Source organism: Pelotomaculum sp. FP, assembly GCF_004369245.1.
In the GTDB taxonomy this organism is placed as follows: domain Bacteria; phylum Bacillota; class Desulfotomaculia; order Desulfotomaculales; family Pelotomaculaceae; genus Pelotomaculum_C; species Pelotomaculum_C schinkii.
Genome location: NZ_QFGB01000004.1, coordinates 117,224 through 136,564, shown reverse-complemented (window position 1 = coordinate 136,564; position 19,341 = coordinate 117,224). Strand labels below are relative to the sequence as shown.

Genomic DNA, 19,341 nt, shown 5'->3' with positions numbered 1-19,341 from the left:
ATTATAATAAATCTGAAAAATACGGAGGACTTGCTGTGAAAGTTGTATATCATGATATATTTCGTTTGGTTTATGACTATGACCCCGCTGCCGCCAAGGGCAGAATTGACTGCATCATTGATGAATTACACGGCGCTTACGAATTTATTGAGCCTGATCCGGCACAAGAGGCAGATCTGCTGCTGGTCCACCAGCCCGGCCATATTGAATATGTAAAGGGCAATGACACGCTTTACCGGGTTGCCCTTTTTGCCGCAGGCGGAGCGATTAAAGCGGCTGAACTGGCATACCGGGGCGAACCGGCCTTCGCGCTGGTCAGGCCGCCTGGTCACCACGCCGGCAGAAATTCGTGCTGGGGTTTTTGCTGGTTTAACAATATAGCCATAGCCATTGAGAAACTGCGCCGCAGGGGAGCCGTCAACAAGGTCCTGATTGTTGATATAGATCTCCATTTTGGGGACGGAACGGACAATATTTATGAGGATGCCCCTGAGGTTAGCTATTATCATCTGTACGGTATGGACGGGTTCAGGCAGTGTCTCAGCGTATACACCGACTGCGACCTGGTCGCTGTTTCGGCAGGTTTTGACATGCATGTGAAGGACTGGGGCTTTATCCTCAGGACGGAGGACTACAAGACTATCGGCAAGCTAATAGCCGGCCACGCCCGCAAGTTTTGCGGCGGCAAATTTTTTGCCGTCCTGGAGGGGGGCTACAACCACCAGGTGCTTGGGAAAAGCGTCAAAGCCCTGTTGGAGGGGTTTGACGCCGGACGGTAAAACCATGCGCCTTTATGGCATAGCCTGCCTGCGGGACAACTGCTCCCTGCCGGGCAAAAATATAGCGATCAAAAGGCCTATCACCGGAAAAATGATCATGGTCTGAAATACCGCAGGAAGTCCCCAGTGGTCTGCAACCCAGCCCAGCAAGGTGGTGCCGATCCCACCCAGACCGATAGCAAAACCCAGGATTAAGCCTGAAGCAAAGCCAACATGATTGGGCAACAGTTCCTGCGCCAGCACCACGGTTACCGCAAAGGTGGAGACAACTACAAAACCTGTCAGGGCAACCAATACTACCAGCCAAATACCGCTGAAATACTGGAATAGGTACAAAAATGGAACCATTAAGGCCATGGAGCCGACAATCACTGTCTTGAGGCCCCAACGATCGGCAGCCGGACCTCCCGTCAGGGTGCCCAACACACCGGCGAATAAAAACACCGAGACCAGGGTGGCCGCATAAACCTCACTTTGATGCAGGTGATGGACGTAATACTGAGGCAGGTAGGTAACCAGCCCGAGATGGACCCAGGACCGCATTACTACCAGCAGTACCAAAAGGACAACCGGGACAACAATATTGGGCATATGGCAGGCCGTTTTGCTTTTTCCGCTGGTATCCAACTCTTTCTGAGCAACAGGCTCTATGTAACGTTCTTGAATACCGGAGATGCTGGACAGGTTGGTCACAAGAAACAGGGCCATGGCTGCGTTTAGAAGCAGGAAATACCAGGTACCGTGCAGTCCGAACAGGACAAAAAACCATGTAACAAGGATTGGACCCGCTGCGAAGCCCAGGTTGCCGCCGACCGAGAAGAGGGACATTCCTGAAGCTTTGCGATCTCCACTGGCAAAACGGGCAAATTTTGAACCCTCAGGATGGTAGGCCGCCACTCCCAGGCCGCTCAGCAATCCAGCCGTCAACAGAAATATATAGTTTGGAGCAAACCCGGTCATAGCAATCCCCAGACCGGCCAGCAAGCAACCCAGGGGAATCAGCCAGACCGCCCGGAAACGGTCGCTGAAGACCCCAAAAACTGGCTGCACAATAGAAGAACTGAACGTAAAAGCCAGCATGACAATACCTACTTGCAGCTGGCTCAGGAGCAGGACGGGCTGCAGGAAAGCCAGGATCATGGGCAGTGCGCCCTGGCCGATGTCCGTTATGGCGTGGCCTACTCCAAGCAGGGACAGCACTTTTTTATTTATTTCATCATCACATACCTTTCATAGCGGGGCTATACCTCAATCTGAATTTAAGCGCTTCGACAAGGGGCAACCACAGTTTTTATAACTCATCTGGACGACCTTTGGCAGAAAAAGTGATAGCTTCTAATAATTCAAGACATAATCTGCAGATCCCTGCCTGTACGGTCACCTGCTTAAGATTTCTTCATCATCTACAGCAAGCAGCTAATGTGCCACTGGAAGAGGATGAAAACTTAAGCAATGCAAATGTTTGATTTCAATCAGATAGACATACATTGCAACAGTTAAAGTATCTCTCTTGATTATTGAGATTATTGAAAGTGATTAATTCCAGCTTTAGGAATTCAAAGGCATTTAAGATTATGCTGGTTGACAACATAATATCCGTGATCTAACATAGCAACATAACAACATCCTTAAAAAGGAGATTATTATGTATTCAAAAAGAAAGAACATTACTGACTGGGGCGTCACACTGGTTTTTGCCGTTCTGCTTGCCCTGGGTATACGTGCCTACGTAGCGGAAGCCAGGTGGATCCCTTCTGAATCCATGCTGCCCACCTTGAAAATTGGCGACCGGCTGATTATTGATAAGGTTTCATTCCATTTTAGCGGTATCAGCAGGGGAGATATGATAGTATTCGAGGCGCCCCCGGCAAGCAAGCTGGACGAGGTCCTGATTAAGAGAGTTATCGGCCTGCCCGGCGACACCGTTGCTATAAAGAATGGGATTGTCTACATCAACGGCCAACCCCTGGACGAACCATACGAACTGGAAAAACCCAGAGGCGATTACAAGGCGATAACCGTACCGGAAAACACCCTTTTTGTGATGGGGGACAACCGCAACAATAGTTACGACAGCAGGTTTTGGGGTGTGGTGCCGGAGGAACTCATCATCGGCAAGGCCGTGGCAAGGTTTTACCCGTTTTCCAACGCCACTTTTTTCACCATGTAAAAAGAAACGACCAGCTATAAGAGCCGGTTGCAATACCGAAAATACGTATAATGCAAAGCTGGAACCTCTCGTATAAGCCGGCTTTGTTTTTTTATGTTGCCTTGCTTTGGCGAATGACCGACCCGCTCGGTAATTCGCAGGTGGTTTTAAATGCGGGTGCGATTTCAAATGGCGCTTGCTCTGCGAAGCAGTTTTAAGATACTTATTCTGCATTGCTTTGGGGATTTGTGCGAATGAATCCACACCCGTATTTTTTGCATGAATGCAGTCAGGAGTAGCATTTTCGCCTGATTTACTTCTGTTCAAATCCGATCCAGCGGACTTTATTGTCCTTTCTGGGTGGCGCAGGAGGTTTCTGGTCCGGGTAACCGATAGGGATAACCGAGACAAGTTCCTTACCCTCTATGCCCATTACTTCGTTTATTTCGTCCTCCACGTGCTTGGGAGCAGTCATCCAGCAAGTTCCCAATCCCTCGGCCTTGGCCAGCAGCAGGATATTTTGGATCAAGGCTGCAGCGCTAATAAAACTGAGCAGCCTGCCTTGTTCATTTTGATACCTTTCGAGACTGTTCATTTCCGGGTGTATTTCAACAATTATCTTCGGTATGTAGACCAGCAGGATTACCGGGGCTCCGCCAAGGGTCCTAAAAAACTGCAGGGTAATGTTGACCATTTTCTCCGGGAATAACTTTTCAAGGTGCGGCTTAAAATATTTATTGGTTTTGGCGATAGCCTCCACCAGTTTTTCTTTCTGCTCACCCCGCACGGCTACTATCTGCCAATTCTGCCTGTTGAGCGCCGACGGCGCCCATAGCGCGTCCTCCAGTATCTTTGCAAGTACCTCTTGCGGCACTTCCCTGTCATGATACTTCCGTATGCTGCGCCTTTCCCTAATCAGTGCACTGATATCCATTTTACCACCAACCCTTTTGCTCAGCTTCTTCTGTATTAAATTGTATTTTTTGGCTTTCACCATGTCAATACATATAAGGTCCAATTAGCACTTTGCATCAGTGGTTTGGGGCTTTCTAAAATGTAAGAGAAAGATTACAATTTTAATGAAGGGAGTGTGTTTTTTGTGGCAAGTATTTGGACCTGGAAAAAAATCAGCTACCCCAACAAGCAGGGCTTGAAACTTGCCGGGCTGTTATATTCCGGTCCTGCCCGTGGAACGCTGGTTATTGTCTGCCATGGTTTTACCGGCAGCAAGGAAGGCGGTGGAAGGGCTGTCGCCATGGCCGAAGAAATGGGCGAAAAGGGCTATGCCACCCTCCTCTTTGATTTCAGCGGTTCTGGTGAAAGCGAGGGTATTTTTGCCGATATAACCCTGACCGGCCATATTGAGGACCTGGCCAGTTCCATTGATTATGTTCTGGAATCAGGCTTTCAACAGTTCATAACCCTGGGCAGGAGCTTTGGCGGGACTGCCGTTTTATGCCACGCCGCTCTGGACAAGCGCGTAGCCGGGGTATGTACCTGGGCGGCCCCGGCCGAACCGTCAAAGTTATTCAATGATTTCCGCGAACGGGGAAATGCAAAGGAGGGTAGCCTGATACCCCTGACAGATCACAGCGGCACGGTCATGGTCGATGAAAAATTTTTCACCGACCTGGAACAGCATGACCCGGCCCACAGCGCCGCTATGATTGCCCCCCGGCCGCTGCTGGCTCTGCACGGCCAAAGTGACTCTGTGGTACCGGTTGCAAACGCCCGTATAATCTACAGTTCAGCAGGTTTCCCGAAGGAGCTCAGGATTATACCGCGGGCCGACCACCAGTTTACCCGGCACTACCGTGAAGCGTGGCAGATAACGTTGGCATGGCTGGCGGAACATTTTCCCGCTTAAGCGTAAAGCCTTAATCTGCTTCCATAACGGTAGTGTACAGATAATTCCATTTGGAGGCGTGTTTTAGTTCGTCGGTGTAGATTTCTGTTACCATATTTCTGAAAGGCAGATATGCCATTCCAAACAGAATCCTGCGGTATTTTTCAACCGCCCGGAGCTCACCGAATAAGGCTCTCTCAATACCGCTCAAATAACTCTCCGGTTTTTGGAACACCTCATTTACGGGAGGGATGTCTTTCCCTGTCAGCTGGAAGAAAATTTCTCGAAACATGAGATTGTGCTTTCTCTCATCATCTCTGATGGACATAATAATTTCTTTTTGCTTTGCTGTGGGGGCCACTGTCAGCAGGTAATCGTAAAATAGTTCGTCTTCTCTTTCGCTCTGAACAGATTCCACGATCAGGCGCAGCGCCTCAGGATAAGCGCCTTCGGTGGTATACGGGTAAACAGGAAAATACCTGTGGGAATAGCCGGTCTGCTGGCCTGGATTGAACATACAATCACCCTTTTTAATTCATTCTATAAATTCCCCTTTAAAACGTTCCCTGAATAAATTTGAAGGGATAGCTACATCTCTAAAATTTTGTTTCGAAATTAATATCTATTTGAAACTTCTTTGTAGTGACAAAAATCGTATAATTTTATATTATAATATTCAAGTAAGTATTTTAATGTATTGAGGGTGATTGACATGCCCAAAGCCAGCCACGACGTCTGCGACATCTTTTGTTTTAACGAAGAGAAAGTTAGCCTCCTCAAGCGGGAGATCAAGGGTATCGAGCAGCTCGCCCCTTTGTTTAAAGCGCTGGCCGACCCTACCAGGTTGAAGATCGTCTATGCCCTGTCCCTTGATGAGCTTTGCGTCTGTGATGTGGCCAGCATCATCGGTTCTTCCGTTGCGGCGGCCTCCCACCACCTGCGCTTGTTAAGGAGTTCGGGGCTGGCCAGGTACCGGCGGGAGGGCAAGATGGTATTCTACCGCCTTGCTGACGAATGCGTGGCCACAATTTTGGAAACAGCCATGCGGCACCAGGTACACAACGAAAACCATTCCTGAAGTGGAGGAAATTACCAGTGCTACGACCAGAGCAGTTAGAAGACCCGCAAAACAAAAAAAATACATCCGGAACATGTGGTCTGGACTGCTGCGGTTGTAGAGCCGCCTTACCAGAGCAGCAAAAGATTCTCTACGCCGCCCCTTCATCTGTAGATACCGCAGGTAACAGCTATGAAGCAGGTCAGGCAAACCCCTCCCATATTGAAAATTCCAGCTACAGGCTCACTGGACTGAGCTGCGCGGACTGTGCAGCTAAGCTTCACCATAAGCTGGCGGAACTATCCGGTATCATTTCGGTGCAATTGAATTTTGGAACAGCCGCCCTGGAAGTCAGGCATACCTGTCCGGCCGGCGACATTGTCAAAGTTGTGAAGAAGTCAGGGTATGGCATTGAAGCTGCCGGCCAGGTTAAGCCGGTCGGGCTGAAAGGACTTTTTTACCAGCAGAGCGTTATCCTGACAGCCATCTCCGGCCTGCTGCTCGGCGCAGCTTTGGCACTGTCCCTGCTGGGCATAGAAGGACCGGTGCTGCCATCGCTTTATGCGGCCAGTATCCTCACGGGGGGATATCAAGCCGCACGCAGCGGCCTTTACGCCCTCAAGAGCTTCAGCCTGGACATAAACTTCCTGGTTATTGTCGCTGCAGTTGGGGCAGTCGCCATCGGTGAGTGGTCCGAGGGAGCAACTGTCGTATTTCTTTTCTCACTTGGCAATATGCTCCAAGACTATACCATGGAAAAGAGCAGAAATTCAATCCGTGCGCTGATGTCTCTCGCTCCTAAAGAAGCCATGGTCAAAAGACGCGGTTTTACAATCAGCGTTCCGATTGATGAAATACTACCCGGCGACATCCTTCTGGTACGTCCCGGTGAGCGTATCGCCATGGACGGGAACGTCCTGTCCGGCTGCTCCGAGGTAGACCAATCGCCCGTTACCGGTGAATCCTTACCGGTTGCCAAAGAGCCCGGCGATAAAGTCTACGCCGGCACGGTGAACGGCCGGGGATTCATGGAAATCACGGTAACCAGGACCTCCCGGGACAATACACTGGCCAGAATTATCAGCCTGGTTGAGGAAGCGCAAGCTCAACGGGCGCCCTCCCAGCATTTCGTGGAAGCCTTTGCCCGCATTTATACTCCCCTGGTCATTGCAGCGGCTGCCCTCACCGGCTCGCTCCCATCACTTGTCTTCGGGCAGCCCTTTGCTCCCTGGTTTGAACGTGCGCTGATCCTGCTGGTGATTTCCTGCCCCTGCGCCCTGGTCATTTCGACCCCGGTCTCAATAGTGGCGGCTATCAGCAGCGCAGCCAGGAAAGGGGTCCTGATCAAGGGAGGAGCATACCTGGAAGAGGCCGGCTCACTTAAGGTGGTTGCCTTTGATAAGACAGGGACCCTCACCACCGGCAGACCGGAAATCAAAGAAATTTTCACTGCTCCCGGCTACACCCGGGAGAAACTGGTCGGCATCGCCGCAGCTATTGAATCCTGCTCCGAGCACCCGCTGGCCCAGGCCATCATGCGACTGGCAAAAGAGCGAGGTTTTGATATTCCACAGTGCTCGGCTTTCCGCTCTCACCCCGGTCAAGGCGCAACAGCAGAGATCGGAGGCGTCACTTATTTGGCCGGCAACCGCAGGCTTTTTCAAGGGCTTGAAATACCACCGCTACTAGCCCAGAATCTCTATGAACTTGAAGAAGAGGGAAAAACTCCGGTTATTATCGGGACCGACAGCGAGGTCATAGGTATCCTTGCCGCAGCCGAAAGCTTAAGGGACAACGCTGCGAACACGGTCAAGGAGCTGCGCCAGGCAGGTATAGAACGCATAGTCATGCTGACCGGAGACAACCCCGGCGCCGCAGCCTCGGCCGCCTCCAGCCTTAGCGTGGATGAGGTACATGCCGGCTTGCTCCCCGAAGACAAGCTGCAGGTGGTAAACTCCCTTATGACTCAATACGGCAAGCTGGCCATGGTTGGTGACGGTATCAACGACGCTCCGTCCCTGGCTGCTGCAACAGTCGGCATAGCCATGGGTCCTACAGGGACTGATACAGCCCTCGAAACAGCCGACATTGCTTTAATGGCCGGCGAACTGGCCAGGATACCTTACATCATCCGCTTGGGCCGCAGCACCATAAATATTATCAGGCAGAACATTGCTTTCTCAGTGCTGGTCAAAGCGATCTTTATAGCCCTGACTTTTGCAGGCATAACCAACCTTTGGATGGCGGTTTTTGCAGACACAGGAGCAGCGCTTTTGGTAATTTTAAACGGTATGCGCCTGTTGCAGGCGGATCAGAACAAGTTCCGGAGCTCGGTAGCTTAGTACATGCCTTTTGCAGAAATGCATGAAGCTATTGCATAATTTTTTCAGCAAATAGTCGCAAAACAATAACCCCGCCAAAAAGTCGGGGTTATTGTTTTGCCTTTATAAGAAAAATAGCTGATATCTTCCTGTCCTTTCTATAGTCGATAATATTACATAATATACTATTAAATATAAATATTTTAAATTTTAATAATATCATACATAGAAATTAAAGGAATTTTAAGGAATTTATAGAACTGTACTGTAATTTCAAAAATTAGGAGGCTAGTCTAATGGCCATGCTGACATTTTGGTCGAATTTATTTTTCTCTTTAAAGGTATATATTGTTTACAATTACATTGTTTGGTTGATTCAGGAAAAAGTCCTTCAAGACACAGTAACATTATTATTGCCTCTTCTTTTCCCTGTTTTCTCTGTACAAGTAGCTATCCAGCTGATTAAAAATTTTGTATACAGGATGGCGAGCTTCGGTGTTCTTATCGGGCCATATTAGAAAAGTACGACAAGGAACGGTTCTCAAGTACTCAGCTCCGGAGACTATATCTTTACTAATCACCGTATGAACTGTAAGATCTTCGTACTCAGTTAGCTGCGTCAACAACTCCGCCAACAAGAACCTTCCCCTGTTGCAGATTATTTGCCAAAAAAGTTCGCTATCAAACGTTAGGCTTCCAGAATGATGAGTTGCACATCACTTTTTTATTGTCTCAAGAATTTATTGTAGCAAGTATCATTATAAGTATGATTATATAAATAAATACAAAGAAAAAAACCCCGGCCAGGAGTTTTTCTGTAAAATTTCTTAATTTATACTGGTAGATTTTTCACAGCGCCCTGCTAAAGAACTTTAAATCGAGCAAAAAAGACAAGCGATATCACTACTCAACCTCCAGGCAGGTCTTAAGCCCCCAGACTACAAAAACAGTCAGGTAAGCCAGCTGCAACAGCGGGGCTGTCCAGGGCAGCTCCCAGCCAAGCGCTGCTGCGCGTAGTCCCTGGCTGGCCGGGGTCAGGGGCAGAAGCTTAATCACCCAGTACATGGGAAAAGGCATACGGTCCACCGAGAAGAAGGTGCCGCAAACAAAAATCATCGGCGTGATCAGGAAGTTGTTGAACCTGGTCATATCGGGATGAGACCTAACTTTAAGCGCGGCCAGAAAGCCCAGGCTGGAAAACACCAGGCAGTTGAGCGACAACAATACCAGGAACCGTAAATCAACATTGAACCTGGCTCCAAACAACAAGGCCAGGCCCATGATGATCGCTGAGGCATACAGTCCCCTGGCCGCCCCGGCCAAAATTTTAGCCGCGGTAAAAGAGTAAATGGTAATGGGCGCTACCATGTATTCCTCGAAGGTGCGGTCGTAAAGGCGGGCAATGGACAAAGGTGTGGCCACGGCGTTAAAACTGACATTCATGGTGCTCAAGGCCACGACCCCCGGGACGATAAAATCCAGGTAGGCCACTCCTCCGAGGCTTACGGTTTTACCCAGACCCCAGCCAAAAGCAACCATATATAAAAGCGGCGCCACCATTGAACTGGCCGTGATGGTCCACCATCTGCGTTTAAAAAAGAGAAATTCCCGCCATAGCACGGCCTTGAGACCGGCCATCAAGCATTCTCCCTTTCCCCTGTTAATTTAACAAAAACGTCTTCCAGCGTGGCCTGACGGATTGAGAAAGAGTCCCGCAGTTGCTCCGCAAACTTAAGAGCCTCTTGCTGGTTTGGAAAAAGGCGCAGTTCAGTATGTTCATTTTTAAACTGCTCTACCACTACATGTCCTGCCAACTGCTTTAGTTCCCCGGGCGTGCCGTCCATGATCAGCCTGCCTTTTTTCAAAAGGCCGATCCGGCTGCACAGGTTTTCCGCTTCCTCAAGATAGTGCGTGGTAAGCATTATGGTTATACCCCTGACATTCAAGCTTTTCACTAAATCCCATACTTTGCGCCTGATAAAAACATCCAACCCGACGGTCGGCTCATCCAGGAAGAGGACCTTCGGGTTGTGCATCAACGCCCGCGCAATTAAAACCTTCCGTTTCATCCCGCCGGAGAGGGTATTGACCAGCGCGTCCGCCTTTTCTTCGAGACCGGTAAAGTCCAGCAACTCATCGACCCTGCGCTTGGTCTCCTGCCGTGTCATATCGTAGAGCATGGCGTGCAGGCGCAGGTTTTCAACCACAGTGAGCTCAGGCTCCAGGTTGAGGTGTTGAGGTACCACACCTATCTCGTTCTTGAAACGTGTGTTATTGCGGCTGACCGGATACCCGCATACCTGGATTTTGCCTCCGTCCGGCATGGTTAAGGCGGTAAGCATCCGGATGGTTGTTGTTTTGCCGGCCCCATTGGGGCCCAGCAGCCCAAAAAATTCACCCTGTTTGACGTGCAGGCTAAGTCCCTGGACAGATGCTGTTTGCCGGTAATATTTTGTAACGTTTTCCAGGATAATCATTGTGACCGGCCGTTTGAGCGCTTTTTTGCCAATATGGTAGACAGGTAATTGGGCATTTTGCATTCCCGGCCTTCCAGGGTATAGGTAATTTCCTCGTCCTCAAAACCGCACCTGCTGATCATAACCGTTTCCCCGTCAAAACCATGTTTTTTCAGCTGACCGGCCACCTGCTCGTAATTCTTGTAAACTTTCATGAGGACCAGGTTATCTGAATATGACAGGGCGGTCGCTATTTTGTCCTCTTCCAGGATGGCCGGAACGATGCTGAGAATATCATTGCCTTCAGCCAGCGGAAAATTCAACCGGCTGGCTGCCGCGCAAAAGGAGGTAATACCGGGCACTGTCTCAATAGTAATCCCGTTACCCTCGAGCAGCCTGTATATGTAGATATAGGTGCTGTATAGCATCGGGTCACCCAGGGTGAGGAAAGCGACATTTTTCCCTTCCTGCAATAAATCCAGGATGACGGTTTTATTCTGCTCCCAGGCCTCTGTCAGGAAACTACGGTCAAATACCATGGGGAAAGCCAGCTCAAGGATCCTGGTGTCCTCCCGAATATAGTTTCCGGCTATGGAGAGAGCGATGCTGCCCTCCTTTTTCTCCGTACGGGGCGCAATGATGACATCCACATTCTGCAATAACTTTACCGCCTTCAGGGTAAGCAGGTCCGGATCCCCCGGCCCTACGCCTATACCGTAAAACACGCCTTTCATGGTACCCTCCGCCCTTTTACATTCTTTATTTATTGGCCGTTGCCCAGCTGTTCGAAAACATGGGGATATAGAATACTCCCCACCTCGACGATACCATCCAACAAACGCATGGTAGGCCGGGACATGATTTCCTCGTCCAGCACGTAGACCTGGCGCTCCCGGACTGCCTTAATAATACGGTAACCGGGGCGGTTGTAGACGTCCTGTTCCCTGACCCGGTTCATTTCACCGTTTTGCACGATGTAGACATCAATATCATTGCTCCTGGTCAGCAGCCGCTCCTGACCGTAAGCCGCAATGGTACTCCCCTCCCTGACCGCCCTGGCGTCCGCGGCAATATTTACGGCTCCCGCCCGCTCCAGTACAAAGGCAGCGTTTGAATCTGACGTGCAGGTCTTCAGGTCGTCCTGGTTGGTTTCAAAAAAGACTCTCTTTCGTTCTTCCGGCGAAATTTGCTCGACTGCTTCCTCGATTTCCTGCAGCCTCTTGTTAAAGCCATCCACAAGGTCCCCGGCTTCCTTCTCCTTTCCGGTTAGCTTGCCAAGTTTCTGAAGATACGTAAAGAATTGCTCGATGTTCTCCGGGTACAGGGTCACAACTGGTATACCCGCGGCTTCCAGTTTGGTGATAAAATCGGGATTGGCGTTTGATATAAAAGGCCTGCTTAAGACCAGATCCGGCCTGGCGGCAATAACCCTTTCAGTGTCTCCCCGGAAGCTGAACCCTGGTTTTGTCAGCGCTTCAGGCGGGTAGGTCTCATTACCGGAAACACCTACGATCTCCTCGCTCAAGCCCAGGGCGAAGAGGTTCTCCGTGTGGGCCGGGTACAGCGATACAATGCGCCTGGCCGTTTCTTTAAGCCTGATTTCCTTGCCGAGGTCGTCGACTACGACAATCCCGCCGGATTCCTCCGTGGTTTTGGATGAGCCGCATCCGGCCAGCATGCCAAAAAGCAGCAAGAAGATAAACAAAATTATAAGCTTTCTACGATGCAAAAACATTTGCTTTTCCTCCTTTTAGGCCAGTTCCGGCAAAAGCGACAGGTTATATACACCATTGCAGGTGTTTTTCTGTATTTGCACCTTGATTTTGAAAACCTTGCTTATAACTTCTTCGTTAAAAACCTGCTCTGCCGGACCGCTGCAGACCACCTTGCCCCTTTCCAGGTAGACCAGTTCATCACAAAATATACCGGCAAGGCTCAGGTCGTGCATCGCGGCAATTACCGTCAAGCCTTGCTCTACATTCATTCTTTTCACCAGGCTCATCAACTCGATCTTGTGGCAAATATCCAAATTGGAAGTGGCTTCGTCGAGAAAAAGCACTTCCGGCGTCTGGGCCAGCGCCCGCGCCAGAATCACCCGCTGTCGTTCACCGCCGCTCAAGTTGGTGATGGGCTTTTCAGCATGTTCCATAATCCCGCATACCTCCATACACCGGTACACTACCTCCAGGTCGGCGCCGGTAGACCTGGCAAAGCGGTTCAGGTGCGGCTTGCGTCCCATCATGACGATTTCCGTTACGGAAAAGGGGAAATTTATATAATAATCCTGTGGCACTACCGCAAAACTCCGGGCAATTTCCCTGCGGCTATAGCCGCTCAGGTCCCGGTCCTGCCAGAGAACGCGCCCGGAGGTAGGTTTCATGGCGCCGCTGAGCACACTGATTAAAGTCGTTTTGCCGCTGCCGTTGGGCCCGAGGAGCCCGTAAAAACCACCATGCCTGATTTCCATACTGACTTCCTGCAGTGCCGCTTGAATTCCGTAATCCATTGTTACCCCGTCGGTGTAGAGCAGGGCAGTTGCTTTCATGGCTGCCTCCTAGTAAATCTGCTTTTTGGCTTTAAGCTTGAAAATATAACAGAAAAAAGGTCCGCCCAGCAGGGCTGTAAGGACACCTACCGGGATCTCCGTGGCCAGAAGGCTTCTGGCAATGGTATCGGCGCCACAAAGCAGCAGGGCTCCGCCCAGGGCCGAAGCCGGGAGCAGGATGCGGTGGTCGGAACCCACCAGCATGCGCATCAGGTGGGGCACAATCAGACCCACAAAGCCGATGACTCCGGAGACAGAAACACAGACCGCCGTCATCATTGACGAGGCCACAAGCAGGATCGTGGTCACCTGGCCGTCATTGACGCCCAACTGCCTGGCCTGTTTTGTGCCCAGGCTGAGTACGTTGAGGTCGTCAGCAAAATAGCAGCAAACAGCAATGCCAACCAGGACCGCGGGCAGGCACAGGTAAACATGATGCCAGCTCCGCGAGGCAAAGCTTCCCATCAGCCAGAAAACGATTGAGCCCACTCCTTCCCCGGCTAGGCTCTTGACAAAGCTGATGGCCGCAGAAAGAATGGCGCTGACGATAACACCGGAGAGAATCAGGTTGGTCACAGCTAAAACTCCGTCAGCCAAAGCCAGACCGTACACTACAGCCAAAGCAAGCAGTGCGCCGGCCAAAGCCAATAATGATATGGAAAGGCTTGCCAGGTCACCAGGCAGATAGATCCCGAAGAAGATGGCCAGCGTGGCCCCAAAAGCAGCTCCGGTAGAAACACCAAGGGTATAAGGATCGGCCAGCGGGTTCATCAGAAGCCCCTGAAAAACGGCGCCGGCGGCGCCCAGGCCGGCCCCTACCAGAACGGCTACAATGATCCGCGGCAGCCTGATATCCATGAGTACTACCTGGTGTACGTCATCCAGCGCTCCGGATGTGGCGCTGCCGGCGCTAAATGATGTGAATATAATCCGCGCTATCTCCGCAGGCGGAATCTTGACCACGCCCAGACCGGTAAAATAAAGGCAGGCGGCCACCAGCAGGACGGCCAGTAAAACTATCACCCAAAGCCTTTGGCGCTCTTTTTTTTTGAATTTCAGTACGAACTCCTGCTGCATTGAGACCTGCCCGTCGAATTGATATATTGATAATGACATATCCCGGTTAATTGAGCAGTCAAGGTTTCATTTAAGAAAGCTCGAGGAATCATGATCTATTAAAAAATTGACTATTGTTTGAAAAGTGATCCCGGCAGGCTGCGCCTGCCGGCCCCTTGCGCGGGGAAACCATACGAAAAGGAGGAGATATAACATGGAAAAGCCCGGCTTATAGCAAAAGCCGGGCTGTCCAAAAAAGGCGGTAAAACCTTCTCCTAGCTCCCTGTGGCGCCTTCCTTTCCGAGGCAGGAGGCACGTGACTTTTGCTCAGGCAGGTCTACTGACTCGTGTTTCGCTGCCGGCTCCACCTTCCCAGATCCTGTGACCCAGTGGTAAATTGGAGCGGCTCCACACTTACAGTGGCCGGACCGTCCGGGATTTGCACCCGGTTCCCTTTTCATCCCTGTTAAAAATGGGGACACCTGCAACAAGTTATTACTTTAAATCATACTAACACTGTTTTCTACATTTGTCCATATATTATTTATTCTGGCTGATGCAACCTGCCTTGATATTTTCTTCCTGGCTGCAGAATTAGAATGTTTGGATGCAATAGGTCTGCGCAAAGTCAACGCGCCTTACTGCAGCAGGTTATTTTCGCGCTCCGGCGGGTCGTATAATAAGCCCGGCGACTGCGGCCTGGTTTCATAAACGGCGTCATTTTCCTGATAAACCGCAGAGTCATAGGACTGACGCAGAATTTCTTCAAGCTCGGCAATCAGAGGCAGGCGGGGATTGGTTGTTGTACACTGGTCTTCGAAAGCTTTTTCGGCCACATGTGGAAGCTTGGCCATAAATTGCTGCCGGGCAACACCCAGTTCGTTAAATGTAGCCGGAACACCCAGGCTTTTGTTCAATTTCCGCACCGCATCGACCAGGCTGCGCACACCCTCCTCGGGTGTTGCCGCGGGAAGGCCGAGGTAGGCGGCTATCTGCCGGTATTTTTCAGCGGCAATAAAGTGTCCGTATTTCGGAAAGGAAACAAATTTAGTGGGCAGCGCGGCATTGTACTCAATTACATACGGGAGCAAAATAGCATTCGCCCGGCCGTGCGGGATATCAAATTCTCCCCCCACCTTGTGGGCCAGGCTGTGGTTTATACCCAAAAAGGCGTTGGTAAAAGCCATGCCCGCTATGGTCGAGGCATAGTGCATGTTTTCCCTGGCCGAACGCTCGCCTTCCTGCCAGGAACTCGGCAGGTAGCGGAAAACCAGTTCGATGGCCTTTAAGGCCAGGGAATCGGTAAATTCTGAAGCCATCACCGACACATAAGACTCTATCGCATGAGACAGCACGTCCAGACCAGAGTCAGCAGCCAGAGAACTTGGCAGCGATTCCACAAAATCAGGGTCAACAATGGCCACGTCCGGGGTCAGTTCATAGTCCGCCAGGGGGTACTTGATATCTTTGCCCCGGTCCGTAATCACGGCAAAGGCAGTGACTTCCGAGCCGCTGCCGCTGGTTGTAGGTATTGCCACCAGCCTGGCCTGACGGCCTAATTTGGGGAACTTATACGTCCGCTTGCGTATGTCGAGGAACTTAAGCTTCAAAAATTCAAACTCAACCTCCGGGTGCTCGTAAAACAACCACATCCCCTTGGCCGCGTCGATGGCGGAACCACCACCCAGGGCAATGATCGTATCGGGCTGGAAACGCTTCATGATATCGCGGCCTTTCAGCACCAGTTCCAGCGAAGGGTTGGGCTCGACCTCGCTGAACACCTCCACCTGGGGCCGTTCTGTTCTCTTTTCCAGGTGGTACCTGACCTTGTCGAGATAACCGAGCTGTACCAGCGGCGGATCGGTTACGATAAAGGCCCGCCTGATCTCCGGCATTTTGGAGAGATACTGCACCGAGCCCCGTTCAAAGTAAATTTTCTCCGGTACCTTAAACCACTGCATGTTGACCCGTCTTTGGGCTACCCTTTTAACGTTGATCAGGTTAACCGCGCTGACGTTGGCGGTTGTGGCGTTTCTGCCGTAGGAACCACAGCCCAAAGTCAGGGAGGGTGTGTTGGTATTGTATATATCTCCTATAGCTCCATGCGAGGAAGGTGAATTGACAATAATCCTGCCCACCGGTATGCTGCTCGAAAATTCTTCAATGACACCGTCATCAGCCGAGTGAATCACGGCTGAATGGCCCATTCCGCCGAATTCCACCATCTGCCGGCAGCGTTCAATACCCTGCCGGACCCCATCTACAATATAATAGGCCAGGATGGGGCTGAGCTTTTCCCGCGACAGAGGGTACTCCGGCCCAACCCCGTCCAGCGGCGCAACCAGTATTTTAGTTGCATCAGGTACGCTAAAACCGGCCATTCCGGCAATTGTCGCAGCCTTCTTGCCGACCACCTCCGGGCTCATTGAGCAGGTTTCGCCACAGGTGGCCAAACTTTCCAAGCTTTTAGCCTCCTCAGGAGAAACAAAATAACAGCCGTTCTCAACCAGGAGACCTTTCACCTCTGACGCCACCTCGCGGTCGACGATTACCCCCTGTTCAGAAGCGCAGATCATCCCGTTGTCAAAAGTTTTGCTTAAGATCAGGTCGGTGACGGCCCTTTTTACGTCGGCGGTTTTTTCTATGTAACAGGGCACGTTGCCCGGCCCCACTCCGAGGGCCGGCTTGCCGCTGCTGTAAGCGGACTGTACCATCCCCGCTCCTCCCGTGGCCAGGATCAGCGCCACTCCCGGGTGAGACATCAGCATCCTGCTGGCGTTAAGCGAGGGGCGGTCAATCCAGCTGACGCAGTCAGCCGGAGCCCCGGCGGCCACTGCCGCCTCCAGTACGGTTTTCGCGGCAGCCACGCTGCTTTTCTGTGCCCCGGGATGAAAGCTGAAAACAATCGGGTTTCTGGTTTTAATCGAAATCAGGGACTTAAACAATACGGTAGAGGTGGGGTTGGTTACCGGGGTAACGCCCGCAATCACTCCTACCGGTTCAGCTATCTCATAATAGCCCTCTTCCTCATTCTCGTGAATCACACCAACAGTCTGGTGCGCCTTAATGTCGTGGTAAACGTATTCCGTCGCGAAGATGTTCTTGGTGATCTTGTCCTCGTATACTCCGCGTCCGGTCTCCTCCAGCGCCAGCTTGGCCAATTCCATATGCCGGTCCAAACCCGCCAGGGCCATGGCCTTCACAATCCGGTCCACGTCCTCCTGGCTCAACTCCATCATCCGCCGCAAGGCTTCCTGCGCCTTTTCGACCAGGGCGTCGATCATCTCCCTGTCTTTAGGATCGTCTTCCCCTTTTCTCCCCGTCATGCCCATCCCTTCCTTTTAAAAGAACTATATATTAAGAAGTATCTCCGCCAGGAGCAGTAATATTCCGCAACGGGAAGATCAAGAGCCGCAGCCGGGGGCAAAATAGCCGTAAAGCTAATTCTGCACAAGAAAGCCCGTATAGCGCCTAGAGGGCTTTCACCAATTGTGAAAAAAGATAAGATATTGTACAATAAAGGAAACATGTCCACAAACCCGTATATGTGCTTTTTGCATGCGAACCTATAGCTTTATTTATTGCGACTCTTGGGCATGGGTTTAGCTGGAACCCGGGATATTCTTTATAAGGAAGGGGGACCTTGTCTTGCTGAGCTGCGCAAAATGTGGAAGGTATACCTGTAGAGAGGGGAAGCCGGGGAACTTGCCTCAGGACTGCCCGATGCAGTCCTATGGGGCAGTATACGAAGAGGCCGGGCAGGCCTACCAGGGAACAGACGGGCGCCTGGCCTACCTTGCGGCCAAAGTCGAGGCAACCGGCTACGGGATATGGCCCAGACTGCGTGAAATCATGGAGTTCTCAAATATGGCTGGTTTTACCAGGCTTGGCCTGGCTTTCTGCGTAGGGCTCCGCCGGGAAGCCCTGGAGGTTACCAGGATACTGGAGAACAATGGTTTCACCGTGCTGTCTGTCATGTGTAAAACCGGGGCAAAAGCCAAGGAAGATCTGGGCATACGGGATGAAGAGAAGGTCCGCCCCGGCCAGTTCGAAGCCATGTGCAACCCCATCGCCCAGGCCAAGCTCTTAAATGTTGAAAAACCAGATTTGAATATCCTATTAGGCTTGTGTGTCGGACACGATACCCTGTTTATCAAGCATTCCGACGCGCCGATAACAGTCCTGGCGGCCAAAGACCGGGTTACGGGCCACAACCCGCTGGCGTCCATTTACGCCTCCCACTACTTCAGCAGCAAGCTAAAGGTGGACAAATAAACAGTTTAACATTCAGCAGTGAATTTACCGTGATGGTCTTACCGGCCAAGAAGCGTAGAGTCCCGGCGCCGGCGGTAATAGTGTGGGTAACGGCATTCGCCACAAAGGTAGATGTCGGTCCGTACAGTCCTGAAAAAAATTAAGTACAGTCATTTTGTTAAAATGACTGTACTTTTTGAGGGTACCGATATATTCGATTCAAACAAATCTCAGTCTAACTACGGGTTCATTCCTGTACAATAAATAACTCGCGAAGATAATCTCTGCGACCGTGCAATATTCTATGTATGATAACGGTATTATCTATTATTCTGTAGAAAACAAGATATGGCCGAACAACGATAAACCGATATCCACGATTAATAAGGGTATACTCTTCTTCCGACAATACCGAACCCATATTGGGAAAAACTGCAAGCCTGGTTATTCCTTCAGTTATTTTTTTCAGCAAAGTTTCTGTGCCAATAATATTATCCCTCGATATGTATGAGAAAATCTCATCCATATCGTCAACTGCTATCGGCGTATATCTAATCTTATACTTTTGCGGCATCAATCTTCCTCTGCATTCTTGCGGTTACTTCATCGTGTTCAAGCAATTGCTCACCTTCAGCAAGCTGCTTCTCCGCAATCAGTAACTTGGACTGCAATTTAATGCGGGCCTCCATACGCCGGAACGCATCATGACTCATAACAACCAAGTCTGCTTCCCCATTACGTGTAAGCACAACCGGCTCGTCAAGCTCATGACAGTATTTTGAAAAGCCATTATAGTCCTGTCGGATGGTTGTTGATGGCTTAATATTCATCTTGCAGACATCCTTTCAAATAACATTATTATAACTATATTCTATCAT

The 19,341-nt window shown here is 50.7% G+C and carries 19 protein-coding genes and 1 riboswitch; of the genes, 7 read left to right on the top strand and 12 right to left on the bottom strand.

Annotation, left to right across the window (positions count from 1 at the left end):
• Positions 1 to 35: 35 nt before the first annotated feature.
• Positions 36 to 779 (top strand): histone deacetylase family protein, encoded by a 744-nt coding sequence (locus Psfp_RS03150; protein WP_134217098.1) that lies wholly within the window; start codon positions 36 to 38, stop codon positions 777 to 779.
• Positions 780 to 791: 12 nt separating this feature from the next.
• On the opposite strand, the gene Psfp_RS03145 is transcribed toward Psfp_RS03150, so the two are convergent.
• Positions 792 to 1,979, bottom strand: a complete 1,188-nt coding sequence (locus Psfp_RS03145; RefSeq protein ID WP_243120446.1) for an MFS transporter — start codon at positions 1,977 to 1,979, stop codon at positions 792 to 794.
• A gap of 445 nt (positions 1,980 to 2,424) precedes the next feature.
• On the opposite strand from Psfp_RS03145, the gene lepB reads away from it, so the two are divergent.
• On the top strand, positions 2,425 to 2,949 hold the full coding sequence (lepB, locus tag Psfp_RS03140; protein ID WP_134217097.1) for a signal peptidase I: 525 nt from the start codon (positions 2,425 to 2,427) through the stop codon (positions 2,947 to 2,949).
• A gap of 292 nt (positions 2,950 to 3,241) precedes the next feature.
• Here the strand turns inward: lepB and Psfp_RS03135 are convergent, their stop codons facing one another.
• Positions 3,242 to 3,862 (bottom strand): nitroreductase family protein, encoded by a 621-nt coding sequence (locus Psfp_RS03135; RefSeq protein ID WP_134217096.1) that lies wholly within the window; start codon positions 3,860 to 3,862, stop codon positions 3,242 to 3,244.
• A gap of 165 nt (positions 3,863 to 4,027) precedes the next feature.
• On the opposite strand from Psfp_RS03135, the gene Psfp_RS03130 reads away from it, so the two are divergent.
• Positions 4,028 to 4,795: an alpha/beta fold hydrolase gene (locus Psfp_RS03130; RefSeq protein ID WP_134217095.1), complete on the top strand. Its 768-nt coding sequence runs from the start codon at positions 4,028 to 4,030 to the stop codon at positions 4,793 to 4,795.
• Positions 4,796 to 4,805: 10 nt separating this feature from the next.
• Here the strand turns inward: Psfp_RS03130 and Psfp_RS03125 are convergent, their stop codons facing one another.
• Complete coding sequence (locus Psfp_RS03125; protein ID WP_134217094.1) at positions 4,806 to 5,291, bottom strand: ferritin-like domain-containing protein; 486 nt, start codon at positions 5,289 to 5,291, stop codon at positions 4,806 to 4,808.
• A gap of 195 nt (positions 5,292 to 5,486) precedes the next feature.
• Between Psfp_RS03125 and Psfp_RS03120 the strand changes: the two genes are divergently transcribed.
• The 3 genes from Psfp_RS03120 to Psfp_RS03110 all read left to right on the top strand — a co-directional run bounded on the left by Psfp_RS03120 (position 5,487) and on the right by Psfp_RS03110 (position 8,670).
• Positions 5,487 to 5,852 carry a metalloregulator ArsR/SmtB family transcription factor gene (locus Psfp_RS03120; protein ID WP_134217093.1) on the top strand — a complete coding sequence of 122 codons (366 nt, stop codon included), beginning with the start codon at positions 5,487 to 5,489 and terminating at the stop codon, positions 5,850 to 5,852.
• Between the two features lie 17 nt (positions 5,853 to 5,869).
• Positions 5,870 to 8,173: a heavy metal translocating P-type ATPase gene (locus Psfp_RS03115; protein WP_205079455.1), complete on the top strand. Its 2,304-nt coding sequence runs from the start codon at positions 5,870 to 5,872 to the stop codon at positions 8,171 to 8,173.
• Positions 8,174 to 8,448: 275 nt separating this feature from the next.
• Positions 8,449 to 8,670, top strand: coding sequence for a hypothetical protein (locus tag Psfp_RS03110; protein WP_134217091.1), 222 nt, complete (start codon positions 8,449 to 8,451; stop codon positions 8,668 to 8,670).
• A 385-nt stretch (positions 8,671 to 9,055) separates the two neighbouring features.
• Here the strand turns inward: Psfp_RS03110 and Psfp_RS03105 are convergent, their stop codons facing one another.
• The 7 genes from Psfp_RS03105 to adhE form a co-directional block, all read right to left on the bottom strand.
• Positions 9,056 to 9,790, bottom strand: coding sequence for an ABC transporter permease (locus Psfp_RS03105; protein ID WP_134217090.1), 735 nt, complete (start codon positions 9,788 to 9,790; stop codon positions 9,056 to 9,058).
• Entirely contained in the window at positions 9,790 to 10,629 is an 840-nt protein-coding gene (locus tag Psfp_RS03100; protein WP_134217116.1) for an ABC transporter ATP-binding protein, read from the bottom strand. The genes Psfp_RS03105 and Psfp_RS03100 overlap by 1 nt, the downstream gene beginning before the upstream one ends.
• Complete coding sequence (cobI, locus tag Psfp_RS03095; protein ID WP_134217089.1) at positions 10,626 to 11,342, bottom strand: precorrin-2 C(20)-methyltransferase; 717 nt, start codon at positions 11,340 to 11,342, stop codon at positions 10,626 to 10,628. Before cobI ends, Psfp_RS03100 begins: the two co-directional genes overlap by 4 nt.
• Before the next feature lie 29 nt (positions 11,343 to 11,371).
• A complete protein-coding gene (locus Psfp_RS03090) occupies positions 11,372 to 12,343 on the bottom strand; it encodes an ABC transporter substrate-binding protein (protein ID WP_134217088.1) in 972 nt (323 codons plus the stop codon).
• A gap of 15 nt (positions 12,344 to 12,358) precedes the next feature.
• Positions 12,359 to 13,153: an ABC transporter ATP-binding protein gene (locus Psfp_RS03085; RefSeq protein ID WP_134217087.1), complete on the bottom strand. Its 795-nt coding sequence runs from the start codon at positions 13,151 to 13,153 to the stop codon at positions 12,359 to 12,361.
• A gap of 9 nt (positions 13,154 to 13,162) precedes the next feature.
• Entirely contained in the window at positions 13,163 to 14,230 is a 1,068-nt protein-coding gene (locus Psfp_RS03080) for an iron ABC transporter permease (RefSeq protein WP_134217086.1), read from the bottom strand.
• A 291-nt stretch (positions 14,231 to 14,521) separates the two neighbouring features.
• A riboswitch (cobalamin riboswitch) is annotated at positions 14,522 to 14,710 on the bottom strand.
• 137 nt (positions 14,711 to 14,847) lie between these two features.
• On the bottom strand, positions 14,848 to 17,535 hold the full coding sequence (adhE, locus tag Psfp_RS03075) for a bifunctional acetaldehyde-CoA/alcohol dehydrogenase (RefSeq protein WP_243120445.1): 2,688 nt from the start codon (positions 17,533 to 17,535) through the stop codon (positions 14,848 to 14,850).
• Between the two features lie 322 nt (positions 17,536 to 17,857).
• Between adhE and Psfp_RS03070 the strand changes: the two genes are divergently transcribed.
• Positions 17,858 to 18,484, top strand: coding sequence for a DUF1847 domain-containing protein (locus Psfp_RS03070; protein ID WP_134217084.1), 627 nt, complete (start codon positions 17,858 to 17,860; stop codon positions 18,482 to 18,484).
• 226 nt (positions 18,485 to 18,710) lie between these two features.
• Here the strand turns inward: Psfp_RS03070 and Psfp_RS03065 are convergent, their stop codons facing one another.
• Together Psfp_RS03065 and Psfp_RS03060 are read right to left on the bottom strand one after the other, a co-directional pair.
• Positions 18,711 to 19,037: a type II toxin-antitoxin system RelE/ParE family toxin gene (locus tag Psfp_RS03065; RefSeq protein ID WP_134217083.1), complete on the bottom strand. Its 327-nt coding sequence runs from the start codon at positions 19,035 to 19,037 to the stop codon at positions 18,711 to 18,713.
• Entirely contained in the window at positions 19,021 to 19,293 is a 273-nt protein-coding gene (locus Psfp_RS03060; RefSeq protein ID WP_134217082.1) for a type II toxin-antitoxin system Phd/YefM family antitoxin, read from the bottom strand. The genes Psfp_RS03065 and Psfp_RS03060 overlap by 17 nt, the downstream gene beginning before the upstream one ends.
• Positions 19,294 to 19,341 lie beyond the last annotated feature (48 nt).